We start from the raw sequence: 21,329 nt of genomic DNA on the forward strand, positions 1-21,329 counted from the left end.
ACTGAATCTAAAGAATTTTAAGCGGAGACTAAAATGAGTCGCGAAATATTACTACTGGTAGATGCACTGGCACATGAGAAAAACGTGGGTAAAGAAGTTATTTTTACTGCGCTTGAGCTTGCTTTAGCTTCAGCCAGCAAAAAACGTTTTACTGATGATGCTGATGTGCGTGTTGAAATCAACCGTGAGAATGGCTCGTATGAATCATTCCGTCGCTGGCAAGTGCTGGCTGATGATTTGATAGAGAATCCAGCAGCGCAAATTACCGTTGCTGATGCTCGTGCTAAAGATTTAGCAGAAGGCGATTTTGTCGAAGAACCGTTAGAGTCTATCGAATTTGGTCGGATTGGTGCGCAAGCCGCTAAACAGGTCATTCTGCAAAAAGTGCGTGAAGCTGAGCGTGAACAGATTCTTGATGATTTCCTGGCACGTAAAGAACATTTGGTGACAGGCGTGATCAAGCGCATGGAAAAAGGCAACGCGATCATTGAAGTGGGTCGTATTGAGTCTTTGTTGCCGCGCGACCAGATGATCCCTAAGGAAAACCTGCGTGTTGGTGATCGAGTGCGAGCCTATCTATCACGCGTTGAGCGTGGTGGACGCGGCCCACAATTGATATTGTCACGCATTGCACCAGAATTCTTGTCCAAGCTTTTTGAGCTGGAAGTGCCTGAAATTGAAGAGGGTTTACTAGAAATTAGAGCCGCGGCTCGTGACCCTGGCTTACGTTCAAAGATTGCTGTGAAGTCAAATGATCAGCGTCTGGACCCAATTGGTACTTGCGTTGGAATGCGTGGTTCTCGTGTGCAAGCTGTGACTGGTGAGTTGGCTGGCGAACGCGTGGATATTATCTTGTGGTCTATGGAGCCAGCACAATTTGTCATCAATGCCATGGCGCCTGCTGAAGTGTCAAGCATCGTTGTCGATGAGGATGCACACAGCATGGACGTGGTAGTTGATGAAGAGCAACTCGCACAAGCGATTGGTCGTAATGGCCAGAACGTACGCCTAGCTTCAGAGCTAACAGGCTGGACATTGAACATTCTGACCGTAGAAGAAGCTGCGAAAAAGAACGAAGAAGAATACACAAGTACACGTTCACTGTTCATCAGCAAGCTGGATGTGGATGAAGAAGTCGCTGATATTCTGGTACAAGAAGGTTTCAGTACTCTGGAAGAAATCGCTTATGTGCCAATGTCGGAGATGAGCGAGATTGATGCGTTTGATGAAGACACTATCAATGAATTACGTAAACGTGCGCGTGCGGCCTTGTTGACCGAAGCCATTGCTAAAGAAGAAAAGCTGGAAGAAGCCTCAGAAGATTTGTTGACCATGGAAGGCATGGATGATGCAACTGCACATCTATTGGCTTCTAAGGGCGTTTCAACCATGGATGACCTTGCTGATCTTGCCGTTGATGATTTGGTCGAACTTACCAATATGGATGCTGAGCGTGCCAAACAGTTAATTATGACCGCCCGTGCGCCCTGGTTTGCTTAAAGATTAGGTTTGCTTAAGCGTTTAGTAAAGCAGCACTAGAGAAATGCAAAAGAAATACGACTGAAAAGTCAGGCTAATAATAGCCGCAAAAGTTGAGACTGGAGTAATAGATGGGACAAACAAGCGTAGCACAATTTGCCAGTGAATTAGGCCTGCCGGCCGAGCTTCTGCTTGAGCAATTAAAAGGTGCTGGCGTCAATAAAAGTGCTGATGCTGATAGCCTGACTGAGCAAGATAAAACTTTGTTGCTGGAATATTTACGTAAAGAGCATGGCGCACAAGAGCCAAAGAACAAGATCACATTGACCCGTAAACAAGTCACGGAAATCAAAAAGTCAGATAGCACAGGCAAGAACAGAACCATCCAGGTTGAAGTGCGTAAAAAGCGTGTATTAATGCGTCGTGATCCTTCTGAAGAAGCTGCAGAACAACAAGTTATTGAAGAGCAAGTGATTGCTACTGTTATTGAAGAAGTAATTGAGCCTGTTGCTGAAGTATTAGTCGTTGAAGAGGCCGTTGTAGAAGTTGAGTTGCCGCCAGTCGCAGAGGTTGTAGAGCCAGTCCAGCCTGAGATTGTGGTTGAAGCTGCACCACCTGTAGTTGCTGAAAAAGGCACGCTTAAAAAGAGTGTGTTATCAGCAGACCAAATTGCCAAGCGCGAAGATGAAGCAAGACGCCAATCAGCACTTGTTGCATTACAAACTGAAGAAATCCGTAAAAAGCAGGAATTACAGCAAAGGCGTGTGGAAGAAGAGGCTAAAAAAGTGGCTGCCGCCGCTGAAGCTGCCGCTCCAACCAAGCTATCTGAAGGTACGCTGCATAAGCCAGCTGCCAAAGAAGGCGCAAAAACCGAAGACAAAACCAAAAAAGCGGCCAAAAATAATAAGGCATGGTCTGATGCCGAGAATAAAAAACGTGGTATCAAAACACGCGGTGATGTAGGTGCTACACAAGGTTGGCGCTCACACAAATCCAAATCAAAATCACATAAAGATGGTGATGATCAGCAGCATGCATTCAATGCGCCAACTGAACCGATTATTTATGAGGTTCTAGTACCAGAGACGATTTCAGTCGCTGATCTTGCCCACAAGATGGCAGTCAAAGCAGGTGAAGTGATTAAAACGCTCATGAAAATGGGCATGATGGTGACCATCAACCAAGTGCTGGACCAAGAAACTGCGATTATTGTGGTGGAAGAAATGGGCCATAACGCCAAGGCAGCTGCGGCAAATGATCCAGATACATTCCTGGAAGAAACAGAGCATGCCGAGGCTATTTTTGAATCACGTCCACCAGTTGTAACAGTGATGGGTCACGTTGACCATGGTAAAACTTCATTGCTGGATTACATTCGTCGTAGTCGTGTGGCTTCTGGTGAAGCGGGCGGCATTACCCAGCATATCGGCGCATACCACGTAGAAACACCGCGCGGCATGGTGACTTTCCTTGATACTCCGGGCCATGAAGCATTTACTGCCATGCGTGCTCGCGGTGCAAAAGCAACTGACGTGGTGATTCTGGTTGTTGCTGCAGATGACGGTGTCATGCCGCAAACGATTGAAGCTATTCATCACGCCAAAGCGGCGGGTGTACCGTTGGTAGTTGCTGTGAACAAGATTGATAAACCTGAAGCGAATTTAGAGCGTGTAAAACAAGAGTTGGTCACGCATGAAGTTGTCCCTGAAGATTGGGGTGGTCAAACCATGTTTGTGGGTGTATCTGCCAAGACTGGTGAAGGTATTGATAGCTTGTTAGAAGCCGTATTGCTACAAGCCGAAGTCTTGGAACTGCAAGCACCAAAAAATACACCAGCTAAAGGCTTGGTTATTGAAGGCCGCCTTGATAAAGGTCGTGGTTCAGTTTCAACCATACTCGTACAATCTGGCACTCTGCGCCGTGGCGACATGATTTTGGCCGGTAGTTCGTTTGGCCGTGTGCGTGCGATGCTGGATGAGGCAGGTAATGACATTAAAGAAGCTGGTCCATCAATCCCGGTAGAAATTCTGGGCTTATCCGATGTACCTAATGCTGGCGAAGAAATCATTGTGCTCAATGATGAACGCAAAGCGCGCGAAATCGCGTTATTCCGTCAAGGTAAATTCCGTGATGTGAAGCTAGCCAAGCAGCAAGCAGCCAAGCTTGAAAACATGTTCGAACAAATGGGTGAAGGCGAAGTAAAAACCTTGCAGATGATTATTAAATCAGACGTACAGGGCTCTTACGAAGCGTTGGCAACCTCATTGCAGAAGCTTTCTACCGATGAAGTCAAAGTCAACATTATTCATACGGGCGTAGGTGCGATTACTGAGTCTGATGTGAACTTGGGCGCGGCTTCAAAAGCTGTCGTAATCGGTTTTAACGTGCGTGCAGATGCAGGCGCTCGTAAGCTGATTGAATCTTCAGGCGTGGATGTTCGCTACTACAATATTATTTACGAAGCAGTTGACGAAGTCAGAGCGGCACTGAGTGGCATGTTGGCACCAGAGCAAAAGGAGAGCGCTATTGGCACGGTTGAAATTCGTGAGGTCTATCGTATTTCTAAAGTCGGCGCAGTCGCGGGTTGTTATGTACAAGATGGCGTCATTAGACGTAACTCCAAAATACGTGTGTTGCGTGCAAACGTTGTCATCCACACTGGCGAGCTGGATTCTCTGAAACGCTTTAAAGACGACGTTAAAGAAGTTAAATCGAACTTTGAGTGCGGTTTATCGTTGAAGAACTTTAATGAAATTGAAGTTGGCGATACGCTTGAAGTCTTTGAAATCGTTGAAATCGCAAGAACGTTGTAATCAACAATGGCTAAAGAGTTCGCACGTAGTGACCGAGTAGCAGAGCAGATCCAGCGGGAGCTGGCTGATCTGCTGCAGTTCGAGGTAAAAGATCCTCGTGTTGGTAGGGTCACGGTCACTGAAGTAGAAGTGACGGGCGATCTGGCACATGCCAAGATTTACTATAGCGCTAAAGTTGGTTCGCCTGAGATACAGCAAGGGCTGGAAAAAAGCGCAGGTTTTTTGCGCAGCCAATTGTCAAAACGCATGTTGTTAAGAACAGTGCCACAACTGCATTTTGTTTATGACGCATCCATTGATCGCGGCATAAAAATCTCTCAGTTGATTGATGAAGCATTGGCTTCAGATCAATCAACTGAACAAAAACCTTAACTGATGGGAACAAAGCCTCTTTTTAGGCTTTAATTCCTTATTCTGCTCACTCTAGACTTCTACACATCTTGCAATTTAAAAGAATCAAACGTGATATCAGTGGCGTGCTGCTACTGGATAAGCCGCTAGGCATATCCAGTAATCAGGCATTGCAGCAGGTTAAACGACTCTATCAAGCCGCTAAAGCTGGCCATACAGGCAGCTTAGACCCATTGGCGACTGGGCTTTTGCCAATCTGCTTTGGCGAGGCTACAAAATTTTCCCATTTTTTGCTGGATGCCGATAAAAGTTATCGTGCATTGGTAGCTCTTGGTAGCACGACGACGACTGCTGATGCAGAGGGCGAGGTATTAGCTACTAAGGAGGTGAATGTAAACCAAGCTCTGGTAGAAGCTGTTCTGAAGGCCTTTACTGGTCCAATAAACCAAGTACCGCCCATGTATTCTGCATTGAAGCATGAGGGCAAGAATCTGTATGAATATGCCAGAGCTGGCATAGAGATCGAACGTGAAGCGCGTAACGTGACCATTTATAGCTTGGTGCTTAATAGTCTTAACGAGCACACCATAGATATGACGGTTGTATGTAGCAAGGGTACTTATATTCGCACCCTGGCTGAAGACATCGGTCAAATGCTTGGCTGCGGCGCTCACCTGAACGGCTTGCGCAGACTGACAAGTGCGCATTTTTTGCTAAATCAAGCGCTGACAATAGAACAGTTGGAGGCGATGACCGCTGAGCAAAGAGATGCCTGTTTGCTAGCACCCGACGTAGCTATCGACAATCTGCCGCGTGTGGATATTGATGAAGACAGCGCTTTTTATTTAATGCGCGGTCAAGAAGTATGGAAATCGGGTCTGAACATACAAAGTCAGTTTCGTATTTATAACCATCTGGGGATTTTTCTGGGCTTGGGCGAGCAAACTGCTGATGGCAAAATTGCACCCAAGCGATTAGTTTCAAGTAAATAATGATTAAATTGATGAATTGCTTGTTAAATAACCCGTTTTAAGGTTAAAATGCGCGGTTCAAGATTAGGAGAAAAAGATGTCTATTTCGACTGCTGAAAAAGCCAAAATTGTTGGCGATTATCAACAAGCACCAAGCGATACTGGCTCGCCAGAAGTACAAGTTGCATTGCTCACCAGCCGCATCAGCGGTTTGACCGAACATTTCAAAGTCAATGCTAAAGACAACCACTCACGTCGTGGTTTGCTGGCATTGGTTAGCCAACGTCGTAAATTGCTTGATTACCTCAAGCGTAAAAATGCTGACCGCTATCGTTCATTGATTGAGCGTTTGGGTCTGCGTAAGTAAATTAATATTCACAGACTAGTTGTTGTTCTGGTGAATTGATTTAAGCCGAAAACATCGCTCAACATAAGTTGACGCGATGTTTTCGGCTTTTTGTTGGATGGTATTTTCTGAAAAAATACTTGCGGAGGAAGCACGGAATAAGTCGTTGAGCGGGATGAAGTGCAAGGCGCACGGAACGCAGAAACCTAGACAGTACATAGAGTACGGCGAGGTTGCGAGTACCGCGCAACGCAGCAATTCGCCCGCGCAGACACTTAATTCCGTGTTTCCTAAAGAGAACACTCTAGAACAGTAAGAGTGAATTGTGATGACAGATGAGAAGAGGATAGAAAATGTTTAATAAAGTGAAAAAAACCATTCAGTACGGTGCGCATGAGCTCACCCTGGAAACTGGCGAAATTGCTCGCCAGGCAGCAGGTGCAGTATTGGTGAGCTATGGCGATACCGTTGTTCTGGTCGCTGTTACTGCAAGACATGATGTCAAAGCAGGCCAAGACTTTTTCCCACTAACAGTTGATTATCAAGAGAAGACTTACGCCGCAGGTAAGATTCCTGGCGGCTTTTTCAAGCGCGAAGGCCGTCCTTCAGAAAAAGAGATTCTGACTTCACGTTTGATCGATCGCCCATTGCGTCCATTATTCCCAGAGGCTTTCTATAACGAAGTGCAGATTGTTGCGACAGTATTGTCATCAGATAGCGAAATTGATTCTGACATTCCAGCGATTATTGGCGCTTCAGCTGCATTGGCAATATCAGGTATTCCATTCTACGGGCCGCTAGGCGCAGCACGTGTTGGTTACCTGAATGGTGAATATGTATTGAACCCAACCGCTAGCCAGATGAAAGAGTCTGAGCTTGACTTGGTGATTGCTGCGACAGCAACTGCTGTGATGATGGTTGAGTCAGAAGCGAAAGAATTGCCAGAAGATGTCATGCTGGGCTCTGTCGTTTACGGCCATGAGCAAATGCAATCGGTGATTAACATCATCAACGAAATGGCTGCCGAAGTTGGTAAAGAGCCATGGGAATGGACACCGCCAGAAGCGGATACTGCATTGATTGAGAAGATGGCTGCATTAGCAGCTAACGATATCAATGAAGCATTCAAGATCAAGGCAAAGGGTGAACGCTCAGCCAAGCTGGATGAAATCAAGAGTCGCGTATTTGCTGAATTGATTACTGAAGAAACTTCAACTACCGAAGCGAACAAGATTAAAACAGAATTGTTTAATCTTGAAGCTAAAACCGTCCGTAGCCAGATTCTGAATGGTGAGCCACGTATTGATGGCCGTGATACACGCACAGTGCGTCCTATCAGCATTCGTACTGGTGTTCTGCCACGTACCCATGGTTCTGCACTATTTACTCGTGGTGAGACCCAGGCGCTGGTTGTAGCAACATTGGGTACGGGCCGTGATGAACAAGTGATTGATGCATTGCAAGGCGAGTACAAAGACCGCTTCATGTTGCATTACAACTTCCCTCCATACTGTACAGGTGAAACTGGCCGTGTTGGTACACCAAAACGTCGCGAAATCGGTCATGGCCGTTTAGCTAAGCGTGCTTTAGTTGCAGTGTTGCCTAGCCAGGAAGAGTTTGGTTATACATTCCGCCTAGTATCAGAAATCATGGAATCGAATGGTTCCAGCTCAATGGCATCAGTGTGCGGCGGTACTCTAGCGCTGTTAGATGCAGGCGTGCCACTTAAAGCGCCTGTAGCTGGCGTTGCAATGGGCTTGATCAAAGAAGGCAATCGCGTTGCTGTGTTGACTGATATTCTGGGTGATGAAGATCACCTGGGCGATATGGACTTCAAGGTAGCTGGTACCGAAGAGGGTGTGACCGCTTTGCAAATGGATATCAAGATTACTGGTATCACTAAAGAAATCATGGAAGTTGCGCTTTCACAAGCCAAAGAAGGCCGTTTGCACATCCTTGGCATCATGAAAGAAGCGATAAGTGGTGTTAGCCAAGAGCTTTCAGCATTTGCGCCACGTATCATCACCATGAAGATCAACCCAGAGAAGATTCGTGACGTGATTGGTAAAGGCGGCGCAGTGATTCGTTCTATCACTGAAGAAACTGGTGCAACCATTGATATTGAAGATGACGGTACTATCAAAATCGGTTGTGTGAATGCTGAAGCAGGTGAAGATGCCAAGAAGCGTATTGAAGCGATTACTGCTGAAGTAGAAATCGGCCAGACTTATGAAGGCCCAGTCATCAAGATTCTTGATTTCGGTGCGATTGTTTCATTGCTGCCAGGCAAAGATGGTCTGCTGCATATTTCTCAAATTGCCCATCAGCGTGTGAATGCGGTTGGCGATTTCCTGAAAGAAGGCCAGATTGTTAAGGTTAAGGTAGTTGAGGCGGATGAAAAAGGCCGTGTACGCTTGAGCATGAAAGCGCTGATTGATCCACCAGTGGCTGAAGAGCAACAAGCAGCACAATCTCAAGAGTCCTAAGTTTAAGATTCTTAAGTAACAAAAAAGCCAGGCTTAATAGCCTGGCTTTTTTGTTTGTGCGATTCGTAAATGTTAAGTGAATAGCAATTTGATACTTAGAAATTACTTGGCGACTTGACGCTCACGTATTTCATCTAATGTCTTGCAATCGATACATAGGGTAGCCGTAGGCCGTGCTTCCAGGCGTTTAAGGCCAATCTCTACGCCACAACCATTACAATAGCCATAGTCGTGCTCTTTAATCTTGTTCAGCGTTTCATCAATCTTCTTAATTAGTTTGCGTTCACGGTCACGGTTACGCAGTTCCAGGGCCATGTCAGATTCCTGGCTGGCGCGGTCGTTAGGGTCGGCGAACATTGTGACTTCATCCTGCATGGTGTGCACGGTGCGATCAATGTCGTGGCTCAGCTCTGATTTCCACGCATTGAGGATGGCAACAAAGTGATTAAGCTGCTTATCGTTCATGTATTCCTCATCAGCTTTTGCCTGGTAAGGAACGAATTGTCTTGAAATTGCTTCAGCCATATCTGCCTTGAACTTTTAAATTGCGATTAACGTAAAAAACGGGATGCATAAAAATGAAAGCGGTGAAGTTTACACCGATTATGTGATTGATGCAAAAGACTAATTAGTGACTACGATGTGCAATTTAGAATGTGGCGTACAAGTGGCGTGCTATATGGTTTCGCGTAACTCTAATGCCAGCAATGTATTCTCCATTAAGGTGGCAATAGTCATTGGCCCCACACCGCCAGGCACCGGTGTGATCCAGCCAGCACGTTCTTTGGCCGTTGCAAAATCAACGTCGCCACACAGGCTTCCATTCGCCAGACGATTGATTCCAATATCAATGACTACCCCCCCTGGCTTAATCCATTCGCCTTTCACTAAGCCAGCTTTACCTGCTGCAACCACTAATAAATCGGCACGCTCAACGTTAGCCTGAAGATCTTTAGTATGGCGATGACAGCATGTCACAGTGCAGCCAGCCAACAGCAGCTCAAGCGCCATTGGGCGCCCTACATGGTTAGATACACCGATTACTACAGCATCTAAACCCATTAACTCGATACCTGTTGCTTGCAGCATTTTAATCACACCAAAAGGGGTGCAAGAGCGCAGAGTCGGTTGCCGGACAGTCAGGCGGCCAATGTTATATGGATGAAAACCATCGACATCTTTTGCTGCGCTGATATGCTCAATCACCAGCTTTTCATCAATCTGTGGAGGTAGGGGCGATTGCACTAGAATGCCGTCGATTGCATCATCCGCATTTAGCCCATTGATCATGGTAAGCAATTCAGCTTCACTAGTGCTTGCAGGTAATTCATAAACGATAGATCGAATACCTACTTTTTCACAGGCGAGTCTTTTGTTGCGCACATAAATGCTGGAGGCAGGATCATTCCCAATTAAAATCACTGCAAGTGCAGGTGCACGTTTGCCTTGATCTAAACGCGTTTTTACACGTAGAAGGATTTGATTCAACATACTGTCAGCAATGGCTTTGCCGTTAATTATTTGGGCGGTCATAACAAAACTAGACGATTAAAAATGACATTTTAACAGATTAAAATTGACCAAATGCGGCATTTGCGCTATATTCCTCGCCCTCGGGGTGTAGCGTAGCCTGGTAGCGCGCCTGCTTTGGGAGCAGGATGTCGGGAGTTCAAATCTCTCCACCCCGACCAGTTAAAAAATGTAGAAATTACCTTTCTAGATTTATATCAGTAAAGTCTAGATTGCCCGATCAATCTGCCCGTAGCTCAACCGGATAGAGCACCAGCCTTCTAAGCTGGGGGTTACAGGTTCGATTCCTGTCGGGCAGGCCATTTCTAGCATATCAGGTCAATGGTGGCCGTAGCTCAGCTGGTAGAGCCCTGGATTGTGATTCCAGTTGTCGTGGGTTCGAGCCCCATCGGTCACCCCATATACCCCAAGGCTTTCAGCCAATTCCAAATTTCGGATTTCTATTGAATAGTAGACGATTGTCTACTATTACACTTATTTTGACGTCTCACTGAAACCTATAAGATGATTCTCAATGGTCAGAATTGAAGAGTCGGTACATGTATTTTCCAAGTTCGATTGATAGCTAAGTTGCTTGGTCGATTTGAGCTGCAAATATATTGATTTATTGTTTGCAAGAAAAACCCAAAATACAAATTCACCCTTATCGGCCATCGCCTCTTGAGAGATTTTTCTATGGGCAATCTTTTCAAGACCATCAGGCAGCAGATATGCGCCTCCGATACAAATCTTTTCGATGGGTGCAGTGATCAGCTTAGATAAATCTAATGTCACTTTCTGAGAGTCTGATCTAGCTGCCGCTTCTAGAAGATTGGTTTCAAGTACAGATTTTTCTGAAGTGCATCCAACTACAGTAATAAGCGCTAGCGAAAATAGTGTGCGGATGATGAACATTTATAAATCCCCTTTAAATAAATTATCGCTTAATTTATTTAAGTGGTTTTACCTTTTTAAATTCTCTCTGTTTTATGTAGTGCTCAGTCATGGCAGCTGAGCTATGGCCAGCAAGAGATTGTGCATCTAATCCGAGCCCTTTAGCATCCGTTAATGCTTTTGCCCGTATGTCATGGAAGGTAAAGCGGTTGCCACCTTGTTCAGCCCACTTTACCTGGACACGATGCCACATGGCTTTAAAGCCTGAGTCTGAATATGGTAGACCTTGCCTGGTGCAGAATAGATATAAACCACGTATAGGCCGTTTTAAGGCCTTAGCGCGTGCCACGACATCAGTTAGGCCAGGTGACCACTCATAAAGCTGTTTAGCGCCCGTCTTATTCTGTTTAACCCATATACCTTCGTCAGTGATCTGCTCAAGCTTTAGAGTGAGGATGTCCCCCTTACGCAATGCAGTAATATAGGCGAAGTCCATAACGGTTGCTATGAGCTCGCCAGCAATGCTTTTAACACCTTCAAACTCGGCATCCATGATGTATCTATCACGGCCTTTTTCTTTGTGCTTGGCAACGCCTATGCATGGATTGCTATTTACAGCGCCCCAGCGCATTCCATAACTAAATATATGGGATAGCAAAGATATCTCTCTATTGGCTCTTACAGTCGATTTCTGGCCGCGTGTATCAAGGTATTTAGCAATATGTGTCGGCAGCACTGCGCGCGCCTGGAATTTAGCGAATACCTTTTTAAGGTTTTCAGCCTCCATCTTATTGCCTTGATAGGTGCTAGCTGCTTTACGTGGTGCAATCTCGATCATGTAACGTGTGATCAGTTCACCCACGCTGCCTTTGATTGGTTTTTCTTGATTGGGAGGGATTGGGGTTTCGCCTTCGAGCTCTGCCCATTTTGAAAGGGCTAAGGCTTTATCTTCAGAAAGGCGTATCCACTTTTTATCACGGCCAACAAAATAATAAGCGCCGTGTTTGACGTGCATATGTGGAGGTAGATCAAGATTGGTTTGCCGCCGCCTACCCATGATTAGCGGTTCAGAGCTTCAAAGTCAGGCTCGTTTGAGTTGCTTGTGGTGGTTTGAGGGCAGAGGCGTTGCTCTAGGTATGACCGCAATACTTTAGGGCGGCCGCTAGCGCTTGTATCGAAGGGGTAGCCATGCTCAGTGAGCCAGCGGCATTGATGACTAGCCAGCTTGTAGTCTGTCAGTTCAATCAATTCTTCAGGGCTCATGAACATGGTGAAAGATGCCTATTTGACCAGGCGCAATTTAGGTTTCATGGCTGCTTTGTGTTTAATTCTGGCAGCGTAATGGCTAGATGGGCTGTCAGCATTTTTTAGTGACCTCACGCGCTTGTAAACTCTGAGCAGTAATGCTGAGCTGCTTTCATAGAGACGTGGGGTGATAGGTGCTGTAGGTTTCATGCCGCTTTTACCTCCTGAGTGGATTTACTACGGTTGATGGGTACGACTTTGTTGCTGCTGACCTGGGCAGTCAGGGTTGCTAATCTTGCTTCGATGGCTTTGAGTTCATCCAGCAATCCATCATTACCATTGGATGATTTCAATTCAGCTAATTCGGCGCGCAAGGGTTCAATCTCATCGCGTAGCAATTCATATTCTCTTTCGAAAAAACGTTTTGCCGCGTGAGTTTCACGAATGAAAGCCAGCTCATCTGAAGAGAATGAAAGATTGCCGCGCTCGGGGCAGACTAAGCGGCCATCAGGCTTGATAAACCAGCCTTGCCAGTTCTTATGGGATAGCCTGAAATGAACGCTCTCGTACACAAGGCGTAATAGCTCGAAAGCCATGAATGGAATAGGTGTCCTGTCATTTTCCCAGCTTTGAATAACAGAGGCAGATACACGTAAATAAGCAGCACATTCTGGGCGAGTTATTTGCAGCAAATGAGTGCGCATGAATTTGAAATGTGAGCCCGACACAATCTTATCTTGAGACTGAATCACCCACATTGGGTGGTATTCAGGGAATGCCTCATTGATCTCTTTACCGCTCGGCTCGATGGCTTGCATGTAATAAGACCAGGACGTAGCTTTGTTAGGCCAAGGTTTTTTGGTTTTAGCCATTAGTTAACCCATTGGCCTTTAGGACGGTTTACCGAATAAGCTCCTGAGTGAGAGTGCTTTATGTACGGCAATATATCCAATAATTCCATGACAGCGTCTTTACCACCAATACGGGCTGCTTCGATTAATTCACCACGCGCATTGGTTTTTAGAACAAGGCGCCATTCTTCAGCATTGAGGTATAACACCACTTCTTCTTCGACTTCCACCTCGGCGCTTTCAGCGGCCAGGTCTTCATCATCAAGATCATTTAGGCTAAAAAAATCTTTAAGTCCGTTAGTCCAGTAATTCATGCGCTTGCCTTCAAAGCAGCGCCCAAATTCCAGGAATAGAGCACCCGCTTTCTCATCACCCTCTAGTGACATTTTCAATAGCTGAAATGGTGTTGCATGGAAGTCACCATTTAAATTCCTGAAACCAGCTTTGCTATTGGCTTTAGTGGTTTCATGAGCAATTGTCCAGCCGTTGTATAACTCAGGCTCACGGCCAAATTTATTGACATAGTCAGCGGTGTAATCGCCACCGCGAATATCAAGAGCATGCGTCAGCATGTCATTCAGTTTTGAGTTATCGCCTAGACCTGCATGTATCAGTGACACGCACCAGGATTCGACAAGCTCATCAATGGCGCGGCGGCTATTGAGTAAAGATTCGTCCTGCATGAATAGCACCTGGTGCGTGTGGGGATGCCAACCGTTTGAACCGTGTGTAACTTCAAGGCTACGGACCGAACCTACAATTGGGAATTCACCCTTAGTGACTTTCTTGAGTGGCTTGCCACGTGTCTCAGCATATTGAATCGAGGCTAGGGAAGTACCAAAAATTCGCTTATACGTGCGCGAGTTTTTCCAGTGATCGAGCGCCATAGCGAATTTAGATAAACCTTCATCAAGCGGCAGATCAATTTCATGGGGAAAGGTATTTGTCATTAACAAGCAACTGCCGCCAGCTTTTGAATGTGCTGTGATGGCTTGTTGCATCTGTTCACGCCTGGCTTCCGTAATTTTTGCATTGCAAATGGGGCATACCCACGCAGAGCCACATGATACTAGGCCAGCAATTCTTGCTTCTGACTGGTCGACCTTGCGAAAAATGGCGATGCTATCGCCAGTCAGATTTCGGTGGCAGCTACAAACACGGTGTTGTTTTATTGCATTACGGTCATAGAACAGGCTTTGCGAATGGCGTTGAAGTTCATAGCGGATTTTCTTGTTTTTTGATTTATCTGCATCAATTTCAGTTTGGCTTTTTAGTGATTTAGCGTTTGAGGATTTCGCACTAATACCAAGAGAAGCATGTGGTGCCAATTTTGAGGTTGCAGAGGTAGGTTCGATCATCATGATTCGACACCCTCTGTAGGCTCAATTTCAACCACTTCACAGGTGCGACCACCATGACTTAATGAGATTGAAAGGTTGTTTGCAACGCTACGATCTCGCCATACGAATGCATGAGCAATATCTGGCACAAAGAGGTCATGGCCATGACCAGCAGGCAATTCATTAATAAAATGGCCGCTGGTCTTGTCACGCACTACGTAGAGGGAATGGCTCATTGATAAGCTCCGTTTTTGGACGGAGTGGTATTGGTTGATTTCTTTTTTGCTGCTTCGTATAGCAGCAGGCCAATGATTACAGCAACAACCAATCCGCCAGCATTGGACGATTTGGCAGCCAATGGAAAAAGCTTTACAGGGAGAGTGATCATGCTGGTAGCTCCTCTTCTGTTTCGGCCTCTTCGTCTGGTTCGTCAGGGGGTGCATCCCTGAATAAGCCAGCTTTTACAAGCGCCTCACGAAAGGTCTCAAATACAATATCTTTAATGGTTTGAGGGTCTGCACCGCTTGCTGATAAGCCGAGAGCAGGCCATCCACTCAAAGAGCGCCAGAGGACATAGTTGGCCGCCATCAGCGTGAAGACCTCTTGTAAAGCCTCTTGGGTGTCTTCGCTGAATTCACTCTCACTAAAAAAGCCGTCATCACGACTAGCCGTTTGTTGAAGCAATACCGCTAGCCTGGCGTCATTATCTTGGATAACACCTTGCGTCTTGATTACCGCTGGCTGGTCTACATCAAGATAGACGGGCAAGAACTTGTAAGGGGCTGCCGCGAGTGGTGGGGCGTTGGGAAGTGTTGCAGGAGGATGGCTTGCTGGCTCAGGAGGGCTATCCTCAAAAACAATACCTTTGCTTTCAAAGTAGTCTTTTAATTTAGCCAGGTGTTCAGGCCTGAGCTGCCGATCACCGTTACGAAATTCGCTCATGTATGAGCGGGGGATGTTTGTTTCTTTCGAGACCTCAGAAACATTTAATCGAAGGGTGACTATCGCTTCGTCAAACTCTGCCCTAGTGAGGGCATACTCTTTTTTGATCGCCATATATATTCCGTTCGTAAAGTGTTGAAAGATGCATAAAGTTACGATTTAAATATATACCACTTTTTCTGGCTTGTAAAACACTTTATGCATGATTCAGCACAATATGCACGACATGCAGGCAAAAAAAAGCCTGAGACTATGTCAGGCTGCATATTCTTGTAGCTTTAACCTCTACTTGTTAGGGTTTTTAGCTTTTTCGATTTTCTCGCTACGCTCAATATTCTTCCAGTCAATTTGTGTTTTACCCATATTGCTAAATGGATCATTCTTTTCTTGAATTATCAGCTTTACCGCATTAATGAAACTTTCAGCAGCTACAGATAGGTTTGAGGTTTCTTGATTAAGATTGGGGTCAATACCGCGAATTAACCAATCAGCTGATACATCTAACGCATCACAGAGCAATCTAATTTCGCGTGTACCTGGTTTACTGCCATCCTCATATTCATATCGCCTCAACATGGAGGCTGATATACCTTTTTTTTCATCACCATAATCGTATTGCTGAGTTAGACGGGCTAACTCTTCGACGTTCAAAGCCAGTTCATTGCGCCTGGCTTTAATGCGAACCCCAATAGTGTCTTCTGGAGGCACATATCCGTTAGTGTTTTCAGTATGTTTTTTATCATCACTCATAAGTGTTTTTCGCTTACAGACATTGCTGTCATTCCCTTGTCGTTATTGGTTTGACAGTGAATTACAGTATCTTTTGAATTGCGTATGTTATATCACATACTCAACTTGTGTCTCGTTTTGAAAAAATGTCACTAATTACGCTTGTGTTATTAATTCATAATGCGAGCGTAATACAAATAAAAATCAGGGGAAAATATGAATCAACAAAGCTTTGATATTAATTCACAAGAGTTTTATTACCACGTTTCACCAATACATTTAGAAAATGGCAGCATCATCAAAAAGGGAAATTGGGGGAGGGTAATCAAGCTTTATATAGGCAATTGTAATGGCCTGAATTTATTTAAAGAACGGGTTTTAGAGGATGTTCGACTAGATCATTACTCAACTAAACCAAGTCGATTAGATGCAATATTTTTGCTTCTCAATTTAGATGCAGCCAAACATTATTTGACTGTTGATAATGAGGCTCAGAGAACAAGTTTGATTTATAAGGTTAAGCCTTTAAACAGAAATGCGCCTGGACACTTAGCTAACTACAGCAAGACCATAGTTCAGCCACCTTTATGCCATTTTGACAATATGGAGCAAGTGGCCCATAACTATTGGACTGGAGTCGGTTTGTACGACGCTATACCCATGCTTAATCCTACGCTCAATACATATGTGCCAGTTACTACAGTGGAGTTAATAGCTATGTGTGATATTGAGATAGTGGAATGTCTGAACTTATTATGAGTATAGAAATTTATCAAAAATATCTCGAAGCCAGATCAACTAGCATTTTTAATGGAAAGTTCATGGAATATGATTGGGAAGGTTTCCCCGAGTTAGTAGGCGGTGAATGGCTGATCTATAGCCAAATGCTTACGGAATTTTCACGAGAGATATCAAACGTTATAAATGATTTGACCAATTACACGTTCTGGCTTGATTGCTGGGATCAGGTTTTAGCTGGTGTGGGTGACGATGAAAAAATGTCCATCTTGCATGATTATGTAAATCCATTAGCAATCACGGCATTGAATTTGCCATATGCGATCAGGTCTAGGCTTATATTCGGTAATGCACACCTCAGCCATCAGGCAAATCGGTTTATAGACGGTGAGGAATGGAAAGATGATTTACCCCTTGATGATGCAATTTATTTTTCGGTTGCAGATAAGTATTGCAGTAAATGGTTTTCATACACGAAGCTTAAACTAGCCTTGGAAAAAATTGATAACAAAGAATACAAAGAGAAAACCGATGATTTTAGGAATAAATATAATCATCGGTTTTCTAGAAGAATAGAGCTGGGAATAAGTGGTTTAGTAAATAGACACGTATCTACAACGGGAGAAGTTAGTTACTCGTTAAGCGCAGTCTCGCCGTTGAAACTGGGCGAAATTGTTGAGACTCTAGAAAAGCAATGCCAGCATTGCTATAAGGCTTTCAACCGTTTTCAGAAACTAATACATGAGCAAATTGCTTTAGCAAAATAATCAAGATCAGGCGGCCTGTGGAAAACGCTCAATGTGCGTGTGATGGTGTTGCTTAGCTTGCCAGATATCGTATTGCACCTGAATGCGAGCCCAAAAGCCAGGCGATGTACCCAAGGCATCAGATAGGCGCAGATCCATTTCAGCACTAATACCAGCCCTGCTGTTTAGTACGCGAGACAAGGCAGCACGCGTCACTCCCAGGTGACTTGCCGCATCAGTGATGCTTAAATTCTCAGGCAGGTATTCTTTCAATACCTCGCCAGGGTGTGCGGGGTTGTGCATGTCCACATTTATCTCCTAGTGATAATCCAAGTAATCAACAAGCTCGGCATCGCTGCCATTAAACTTAAAAATCACACGCCAATTACCATTTACCGTTATTGACCAGAAGCCAGCCAGTTCACCAGTTAGTTGATGAAGTCGCCATGCACCTGGTGCTCTTAAGTCTTCAGCTGATTCCGCTGCATTCAAGGCGGTGAGCTGGATATTTAGTTTGGTTGCATGGTGTGGCTGGATGCCAGCTTTGCTACCAGTCCTAAAGAACTGCTCCAAGCCTTTGTGCTGAAAACTTTTAATCATTCATTTTCTGTTCGTTATTCGTATACTCATGCTATACGTTCTTATGATAATACGTATACTCATGCTACTCAAGTTATTCGTGCTAATTCTCTTTACTACTCGTGATGATTTTTTTATTACTGCTCATTCTCTGTCTACTATTCAAAAAAGAGGTCTTGATTGATTCAGCGTTAAGCTATTAGTGGGACTGAATTGATAGTAGACAGTTGAGTTTAGGAATGTATTTTTGAATCAAGGCGCTATATATATAGTATCTCGTAGGTTGTGATTCCAGTTGTCGTGGGTTCGAGCCCCATCGGTCACCCCATCTATTTCTCAGTAGTATCTCAAGCAAATCAGAGAATCATACAATTGATACTAAGCGCCATTCTCGCTATAGTAGTGCAATGTATCTGTCGCTGAATTTAACTCTTAATAATCACAATAATAGTGTTGCTAGGTCTATCTGATGGCTTCTGCCCAACTTCCCGTATTAATGATTATTGACGATGACCCACTCATTACTGAGACGCTTCATTTTGTATTAAGTAAATCGTTTGATGTATATGTGGCTGAATCGCGCACGCAGGCTAAAAGCGTGTTGAGGCAATTGGATCAGCCGCCATCACTTGCTTTGGTGGATTTGGGTTTGCCTCCCGTGCCACATAAGCCAGATGAGGGCTTCAAGGTGATTGGCGAGCTATTAGCGCATTCGCCTACGATGAAAATATTGGTGTTGTCTGGTCAGAATGAAGATGTGAACGTTAAGCATGCCTTGGCGCTTGGCGCTGTGGATTTTATTGCCAAGCCTTGTGACGTGGAACGTTTGCAAGGCATTTTGCAAAATGCCCTTAAACTACAAGATGCTGAGCTTGAAGAAGTCAGTAATCCTACCGAAAATTACGGTCTGCTAGGTGAGAGTCAACCCATGCAGGCGCTACGCAAGCAGATCAGCCAGTTTGCAGATGCGCCTTTTCCCGTGCTGATTGAAGGTGAATCTGGTAGCGGTAAAGAGTTAATTGCCAGTTCATTGCACCGCATGAGCCAACGATCAAAGCAGCCGTATCTTTCAGTCAATTGCGCAGCGATTTCGCCAATGTTGGCGGAGTCTATTCTGTTTGGGCATGGTAAAGGTGCTTTTACAGGCGCAGCCAACTCGCACACTGGCTATTTTGAAGATGCGGGCGAAGGCACTCTGTTTCTGGATGAAATTGGTGAGTTACCGCTTGAGCTTCAGGCAAAATTATTACGCGTACTGGAAAACGGTGAATATCAGCGCATAGGCGAGACGCAAACGCGTAAAAGCAAAGCACGGATTGTCGCTGCGACTAATCGTGACCTACGTGAAGAGGTGCGTTTAGGCAAATTTCGTATCGATCTCTACCATCGCTTGAGTGTATTCACGATTGATGTCCCCGCATTGCGGACATTAGAGCAAGACCGCTATTTACTGCTTGAGCATTTCAGCCAGTTTTATGCACGCGAAACTGGGCAAAAACCCTTTACGTTAGACCCGAAAGCCAAGCAGCGCTGGCTGGTATATCACTTTCCTGGCAATGTGCGCGAGTTGCGTAATATTACGATTCGGCTTACGGCTAAATACCCAGGCCAATTGGTCAATGAGCAGCAGCTTTCATCTGAACTGGATTTGATGGAGATTGCTGAGTCTAACGAAGCGCTGAATATGGCTGACGATAACGCATTGTCTAACCATGCACACAGGCACTTGCAGACAGAAGCCAATATCAATCTTGATCAGGTGCTCAAGGCTTGGGAAAAAGCCTATGTGAATGCAGCGCTCAAAGTGACGCATGGAAATTTAAGCCAGGCCGCGAAACTACTAGGTATCAATCGCACAACCTTATACAGCCGCATCCAGATTCAGGAAGAGTATAAGGAATAATGTATTACGCCCATTTTGGTTTGAAAGAGCCACCATTCAAAATTACTCCGAATACGGAGTTTTTCTTTTGTGGGGGTAACCGCGGCGCAGTTTTGGATGCACTCATCTACGCCATCAATTCTGGCGAAGGCATTATCAAGGTAGTTGGTGAAGTAGGCAGTGGCAAGACTATGCTCTGCCGCATGCTGCAAACTTTGCTGCCAGAAAAAGTCGAAACAGTGTATCTGGCTAATCCAAGCGTCGCACCAGAAGACGTGTTGCATGCAATCGCGTTTGAATTGCAACTGAAGCTAACAAAAAATGCAGACCGTCTGCAAGTGATGCAGGTGCTGCAAAAGTACTTGGTTGATCGCCATGCTCAAGGCAAGCAAGTGGTGATTTTTGTCGAAGAAGCGCAAGGCATGCCGATTGCCACGCTGGAAGAAATCCGGCTGTTATCTAACTTGGAAACCAAGCACGATAAGCTTTTGCAAATCGTACTTTTCGGCCAGCCTGAGTTGGATGTCAATCTTAACCAGAACCAGATTCGCCAGCTACGTGAGCGTATTACCCATAGCTTTTATCTGGGCCCTCTTGATCAAGCATCTATCGACGAGTATTTGATTTTTCGATTACGTTCAGCTGGCTATTTCGGCCCACATTTGTTCTCAAAGTCAGCAATTAAACTGCTCTCAAAAGCCGCTGAAGGCTTGGTGCGCCGCGTGAATATTCTTGCCGACAAAGCTTTGCTTGCGACCTTTGCTGCTAATGCTTACCAGATAACGCCTAAACATGTGCGTGCTGCTATTAAAGACAGTGAATTTGGTGTTAACTTTTACCAACAAGCTAAACGCCGTTGGTTAATTGCCTTAGCCGCAGCTTTAATCTTTGTCGTGCTCGTAGCATTTTTGTTCGTGCAATTTAAAAGTAATAACAAGCCAGTACCACAATCAGCTCCAGCAGAAAAACAGGTATCACAGGCCAAAGTAGAACCACCAAAACAAGATGTGATTGCTGTTGCACCTATTGAAACGGCTGAGCCGCAAAAAGTAGTAGAAACTCCGCAGCCTGCCACTACAGCTTCTGACACCAGTGACATTCTTGATAATCGCTTAGCCGCCACGCTAGACTGGCTCAAGCAGCAACCTGAGAGCACAGTTAGCATTCAAATCATGGGCGGCACCAGTGACGAGCAACTCAGAACCCATTTGCAGTCACTTAGCGCACAGCTAGAGCTCGATAATATCTACGTATTTCGTACCAAAGTCAGTAATCGTCCATTTCTCACGGTGCTCTATGGCAGCTACCCAAATCGAGAAGAAGCGCAACGCGCTATTCAAAAATTACCGCTCACTTTAAAAATTAACCATCCACAACTCAGAACAGTGGGTGGAATTTTGAAAGAAACAAAACAATTTCAATGAGTTG

General features: G+C 45.1%; 23 protein-coding genes and 3 tRNA genes. 13 read left to right on the forward strand and 13 right to left on the reverse strand.

All coding sequences use genetic code 11. The features are described 5' to 3' along the window. The first annotated feature begins 33 nt into the window (after nucleotides 1–33). From nusA to pnp, 6 genes are all read left to right on the forward strand, one after another. Nucleotides 34–1,500, forward strand: coding sequence for a transcription termination factor NusA (gene nusA, locus ZMTM_RS00390; RefSeq protein ID WP_221764392.1), 1,467 nt, complete (start codon nucleotides 34–36; stop codon nucleotides 1,498–1,500). A gap of 110 nt (nucleotides 1,501–1,610) precedes the next feature. Then, entirely contained in the window at nucleotides 1,611–4,292 is a 2,682-nt protein-coding gene (infB, locus tag ZMTM_RS00395) for a translation initiation factor IF-2 (protein ID WP_221764393.1), read from the forward strand. A 6-nt stretch (nucleotides 4,293–4,298) separates the two neighbouring features. Beyond that, nucleotides 4,299–4,664 (forward strand): 30S ribosome-binding factor RbfA, encoded by a 366-nt coding sequence (gene rbfA, locus ZMTM_RS00400; protein ID WP_221764394.1) that lies wholly within the window; start codon nucleotides 4,299–4,301, stop codon nucleotides 4,662–4,664. A 68-nt stretch (nucleotides 4,665–4,732) separates the two neighbouring features. After that, nucleotides 4,733–5,635 carry a tRNA pseudouridine(55) synthase TruB gene (gene truB, locus ZMTM_RS00405; RefSeq protein WP_221764395.1) on the forward strand — a complete coding sequence of 301 codons (903 nt, stop codon included), beginning with the start codon at nucleotides 4,733–4,735 and terminating at the stop codon, nucleotides 5,633–5,635. Between the two features lie 76 nt (nucleotides 5,636–5,711). After that, nucleotides 5,712–5,981 (forward strand): 30S ribosomal protein S15, encoded by a 270-nt coding sequence (gene rpsO / locus ZMTM_RS00410; protein WP_221764396.1) that lies wholly within the window; start codon nucleotides 5,712–5,714, stop codon nucleotides 5,979–5,981. A 332-nt stretch (nucleotides 5,982–6,313) separates the two neighbouring features. Further along, complete coding sequence (gene pnp / locus ZMTM_RS00415; protein ID WP_221764397.1) at nucleotides 6,314–8,446, forward strand: polyribonucleotide nucleotidyltransferase; 2,133 nt, start codon at nucleotides 6,314–6,316, stop codon at nucleotides 8,444–8,446. A gap of 102 nt (nucleotides 8,447–8,548) precedes the next feature. On the opposite strand, the gene dksA is transcribed toward pnp, so the two are convergent. Both dksA and folD read right to left on the reverse strand, forming a co-directional pair. After that, nucleotides 8,549–8,971, reverse strand: a complete 423-nt coding sequence (gene dksA / locus ZMTM_RS00420; protein WP_221764398.1) for an RNA polymerase-binding protein DksA — start codon at nucleotides 8,969–8,971, stop codon at nucleotides 8,549–8,551. 150 nt (nucleotides 8,972–9,121) lie between these two features. Beyond that, nucleotides 9,122–9,979, reverse strand: coding sequence for a bifunctional methylenetetrahydrofolate dehydrogenase/methenyltetrahydrofolate cyclohydrolase FolD (gene folD, locus ZMTM_RS00425; RefSeq protein ID WP_221764399.1), 858 nt, complete (start codon nucleotides 9,977–9,979; stop codon nucleotides 9,122–9,124). An 81-nt stretch (nucleotides 9,980–10,060) separates the two neighbouring features. Here folD and ZMTM_RS00430 point away from each other — a divergent pair. From ZMTM_RS00430 to ZMTM_RS00440, 3 genes are all read left to right on the forward strand, one after another. Beyond that, nucleotides 10,061–10,137, forward strand: a tRNA-Pro gene (locus ZMTM_RS00430). Nucleotides 10,138–10,201: 64 nt separating this feature from the next. After that, a tRNA-Arg gene (locus ZMTM_RS00435) sits at nucleotides 10,202–10,278 on the forward strand. A 22-nt stretch (nucleotides 10,279–10,300) separates the two neighbouring features. Further along, nucleotides 10,301–10,376 (forward strand) — tRNA-His (locus ZMTM_RS00440). Nucleotides 10,377–10,450: 74 nt separating this feature from the next. On the opposite strand, the gene ZMTM_RS00445 is transcribed toward ZMTM_RS00440, so the two are convergent. From ZMTM_RS00445 to ZMTM_RS00485, 9 genes are all read right to left on the reverse strand, one after another. Then, the gene (locus tag ZMTM_RS00445) at nucleotides 10,451–10,870 is read right to left on the reverse strand and encodes a hypothetical protein (protein ID WP_221764400.1); all 420 of its coding nucleotides are present in this window, start codon (nucleotides 10,868–10,870) and stop codon (nucleotides 10,451–10,453) included. A gap of 34 nt (nucleotides 10,871–10,904) precedes the next feature. Beyond that, nucleotides 10,905–11,864, reverse strand: a complete 960-nt coding sequence (locus tag ZMTM_RS00450) for a tyrosine-type recombinase/integrase (RefSeq protein WP_221764401.1) — start codon at nucleotides 11,862–11,864, stop codon at nucleotides 10,905–10,907. Between the two features lie 44 nt (nucleotides 11,865–11,908). Further along, the gene (locus ZMTM_RS00455; protein WP_221764402.1) at nucleotides 11,909–12,118 is read right to left on the reverse strand and encodes a DUF4224 domain-containing protein; all 210 of its coding nucleotides are present in this window, start codon (nucleotides 12,116–12,118) and stop codon (nucleotides 11,909–11,911) included. 182 nt (nucleotides 12,119–12,300) lie between these two features. Next, a complete protein-coding gene (locus ZMTM_RS00460; RefSeq protein WP_221764403.1) occupies nucleotides 12,301–12,966 on the reverse strand; it encodes a hypothetical protein in 666 nt (221 codons plus the stop codon). Beyond that, a complete protein-coding gene (locus ZMTM_RS00465; protein WP_221764404.1) occupies nucleotides 12,966–14,306 on the reverse strand; it encodes a hypothetical protein in 1,341 nt (446 codons plus the stop codon). Before ZMTM_RS00465 ends, ZMTM_RS00460 begins: the two co-directional genes overlap by 1 nt. Then, on the reverse strand, nucleotides 14,303–14,521 hold the full coding sequence (locus ZMTM_RS00470) for a hypothetical protein (protein WP_221764405.1): 219 nt from the start codon (nucleotides 14,519–14,521) through the stop codon (nucleotides 14,303–14,305). The genes ZMTM_RS00465 and ZMTM_RS00470 overlap by 4 nt, the downstream gene beginning before the upstream one ends. Continuing rightward, complete coding sequence (locus tag ZMTM_RS00475; protein WP_221764406.1) at nucleotides 14,518–14,673, reverse strand: hypothetical protein; 156 nt, start codon at nucleotides 14,671–14,673, stop codon at nucleotides 14,518–14,520. Before ZMTM_RS00475 ends, ZMTM_RS00470 begins: the two co-directional genes overlap by 4 nt. Continuing rightward, the gene (locus tag ZMTM_RS00480) at nucleotides 14,670–15,341 is read right to left on the reverse strand and encodes a helix-turn-helix domain-containing protein (protein ID WP_221764407.1); all 672 of its coding nucleotides are present in this window, start codon (nucleotides 15,339–15,341) and stop codon (nucleotides 14,670–14,672) included. The genes ZMTM_RS00475 and ZMTM_RS00480 overlap by 4 nt, the downstream gene beginning before the upstream one ends. Before the next feature lie 171 nt (nucleotides 15,342–15,512). Beyond that, nucleotides 15,513–15,977 (reverse strand): helix-turn-helix domain-containing protein, encoded by a 465-nt coding sequence (locus tag ZMTM_RS00485; RefSeq protein WP_221764408.1) that lies wholly within the window; start codon nucleotides 15,975–15,977, stop codon nucleotides 15,513–15,515. Nucleotides 15,978–16,172: 195 nt separating this feature from the next. On the opposite strand from ZMTM_RS00485, the gene ZMTM_RS00490 reads away from it, so the two are divergent. Together ZMTM_RS00490 and ZMTM_RS00495 are read left to right on the forward strand one after the other, a co-directional pair. Continuing rightward, nucleotides 16,173–16,715, forward strand: a complete 543-nt coding sequence (locus tag ZMTM_RS00490) for a hypothetical protein (protein WP_221764409.1) — start codon at nucleotides 16,173–16,175, stop codon at nucleotides 16,713–16,715. Next, nucleotides 16,697–17,461 (forward strand): hypothetical protein, encoded by a 765-nt coding sequence (locus ZMTM_RS00495; RefSeq protein ID WP_221764410.1) that lies wholly within the window; start codon nucleotides 16,697–16,699, stop codon nucleotides 17,459–17,461. The genes ZMTM_RS00490 and ZMTM_RS00495 overlap by 19 nt, the downstream gene beginning before the upstream one ends. A 6-nt stretch (nucleotides 17,462–17,467) precedes the next feature. Here ZMTM_RS00495 and ZMTM_RS00500 read toward each other — a convergent pair whose 3' ends face one another. Then, nucleotides 17,468–17,743 carry a HigA family addiction module antitoxin gene (locus ZMTM_RS00500; RefSeq protein WP_221765511.1) on the reverse strand — a complete coding sequence of 92 codons (276 nt, stop codon included), beginning with the start codon at nucleotides 17,741–17,743 and terminating at the stop codon, nucleotides 17,468–17,470. A gap of 15 nt (nucleotides 17,744–17,758) precedes the next feature. After that, nucleotides 17,759–18,040: a type II toxin-antitoxin system RelE/ParE family toxin gene (locus ZMTM_RS00505; RefSeq protein WP_221764411.1), complete on the reverse strand. Its 282-nt coding sequence runs from the start codon at nucleotides 18,038–18,040 to the stop codon at nucleotides 17,759–17,761. 448 nt (nucleotides 18,041–18,488) lie between these two features. On the opposite strand from ZMTM_RS00505, the gene ZMTM_RS00510 reads away from it, so the two are divergent. Then, entirely contained in the window at nucleotides 18,489–19,922 is a 1,434-nt protein-coding gene (locus tag ZMTM_RS00510; RefSeq protein WP_221764412.1) for a sigma-54-dependent transcriptional regulator, read from the forward strand. Continuing rightward, complete coding sequence (locus ZMTM_RS00515) at nucleotides 19,922–21,325, forward strand: AAA family ATPase (protein ID WP_221764413.1); 1,404 nt, start codon at nucleotides 19,922–19,924, stop codon at nucleotides 21,323–21,325. The genes ZMTM_RS00510 and ZMTM_RS00515 overlap by 1 nt, the downstream gene beginning before the upstream one ends. Nucleotides 21,326–21,329: the final 4 nt, after the last annotated feature.

Source organism: Methyloradius palustris, assembly GCF_019703875.1.
Classification (GTDB): Bacteria; Pseudomonadota; Gammaproteobacteria; order Burkholderiales; family Methylophilaceae; genus Methyloradius; species Methyloradius palustris.

Coding starts and splice junctions, on each gene's coding strand:
- ZMTM_RS00475 (WP_221764406.1), bottom strand. CDS start 14,673: ATGATCACTCTCCCTGTAAAGCTTTTTCCATTGGCTGCCAAATCGTCC.
- ZMTM_RS00480 (WP_221764407.1), bottom strand. CDS start 15,341: ATGGCGATCAAAAAAGAGTATGCCCTCACTAGGGCAGAGTTTGACGAA.
- dksA (WP_221764398.1), bottom strand. CDS start 8,971: ATGGCTGAAGCAATTTCAAGACAATTCGTTCCTTACCAGGCAAAAGCT.
- ZMTM_RS00495 (WP_221764410.1), top strand. CDS start 16,697: ATGTCTGAACTTATTATGAGTATAGAAATTTATCAAAAATATCTCGAA.
- ZMTM_RS00500 (WP_221765511.1), bottom strand. CDS start 17,743: ATGCACAACCCCGCACACCCTGGCGAGGTATTGAAAGAATACCTGCCT.
- rpsO (WP_221764396.1), top strand. CDS start 5,712: ATGTCTATTTCGACTGCTGAAAAAGCCAAAATTGTTGGCGATTATCAA.
- ZMTM_RS00510 (WP_221764412.1), top strand. CDS start 18,489: ATGGCTTCTGCCCAACTTCCCGTATTAATGATTATTGACGATGACCCA.
- ZMTM_RS00515 (WP_221764413.1), top strand. CDS start 19,922: ATGTATTACGCCCATTTTGGTTTGAAAGAGCCACCATTCAAAATTACT.
- infB (WP_221764393.1), top strand. CDS start 1,611: ATGGGACAAACAAGCGTAGCACAATTTGCCAGTGAATTAGGCCTGCCG.
- ZMTM_RS00465 (WP_221764404.1), bottom strand. CDS start 14,306: ATGATGATCGAACCTACCTCTGCAACCTCAAAATTGGCACCACATGCT.
- ZMTM_RS00445 (WP_221764400.1), bottom strand. CDS start 10,870: ATGTTCATCATCCGCACACTATTTTCGCTAGCGCTTATTACTGTAGTT.
- ZMTM_RS00460 (WP_221764403.1), bottom strand. CDS start 12,966: ATGGCTAAAACCAAAAAACCTTGGCCTAACAAAGCTACGTCCTGGTCT.
- ZMTM_RS00450 (WP_221764401.1), bottom strand. CDS start 11,864: ATGCACGTCAAACACGGCGCTTATTATTTTGTTGGCCGTGATAAAAAG.
- pnp (WP_221764397.1), top strand. CDS start 6,314: ATGTTTAATAAAGTGAAAAAAACCATTCAGTACGGTGCGCATGAGCTC.
- ZMTM_RS00505 (WP_221764411.1), bottom strand. CDS start 18,040: ATGATTAAAAGTTTTCAGCACAAAGGCTTGGAGCAGTTCTTTAGGACT.
- nusA (WP_221764392.1), top strand. CDS start 34: ATGAGTCGCGAAATATTACTACTGGTAGATGCACTGGCACATGAGAAA.
- ZMTM_RS00485 (WP_221764408.1), bottom strand. CDS start 15,977: ATGAGTGATGATAAAAAACATACTGAAAACACTAACGGATATGTGCCT.
- folD (WP_221764399.1), bottom strand. CDS start 9,979: ATGACCGCCCAAATAATTAACGGCAAAGCCATTGCTGACAGTATGTTG.
- ZMTM_RS00490 (WP_221764409.1), top strand. CDS start 16,173: ATGAATCAACAAAGCTTTGATATTAATTCACAAGAGTTTTATTACCAC.
- ZMTM_RS00470 (WP_221764405.1), bottom strand. CDS start 14,521: ATGAGCCATTCCCTCTACGTAGTGCGTGACAAGACCAGCGGCCATTTT.
- ZMTM_RS00455 (WP_221764402.1), bottom strand. CDS start 12,118: ATGTTCATGAGCCCTGAAGAATTGATTGAACTGACAGACTACAAGCTG.
- rbfA (WP_221764394.1), top strand. CDS start 4,299: ATGGCTAAAGAGTTCGCACGTAGTGACCGAGTAGCAGAGCAGATCCAG.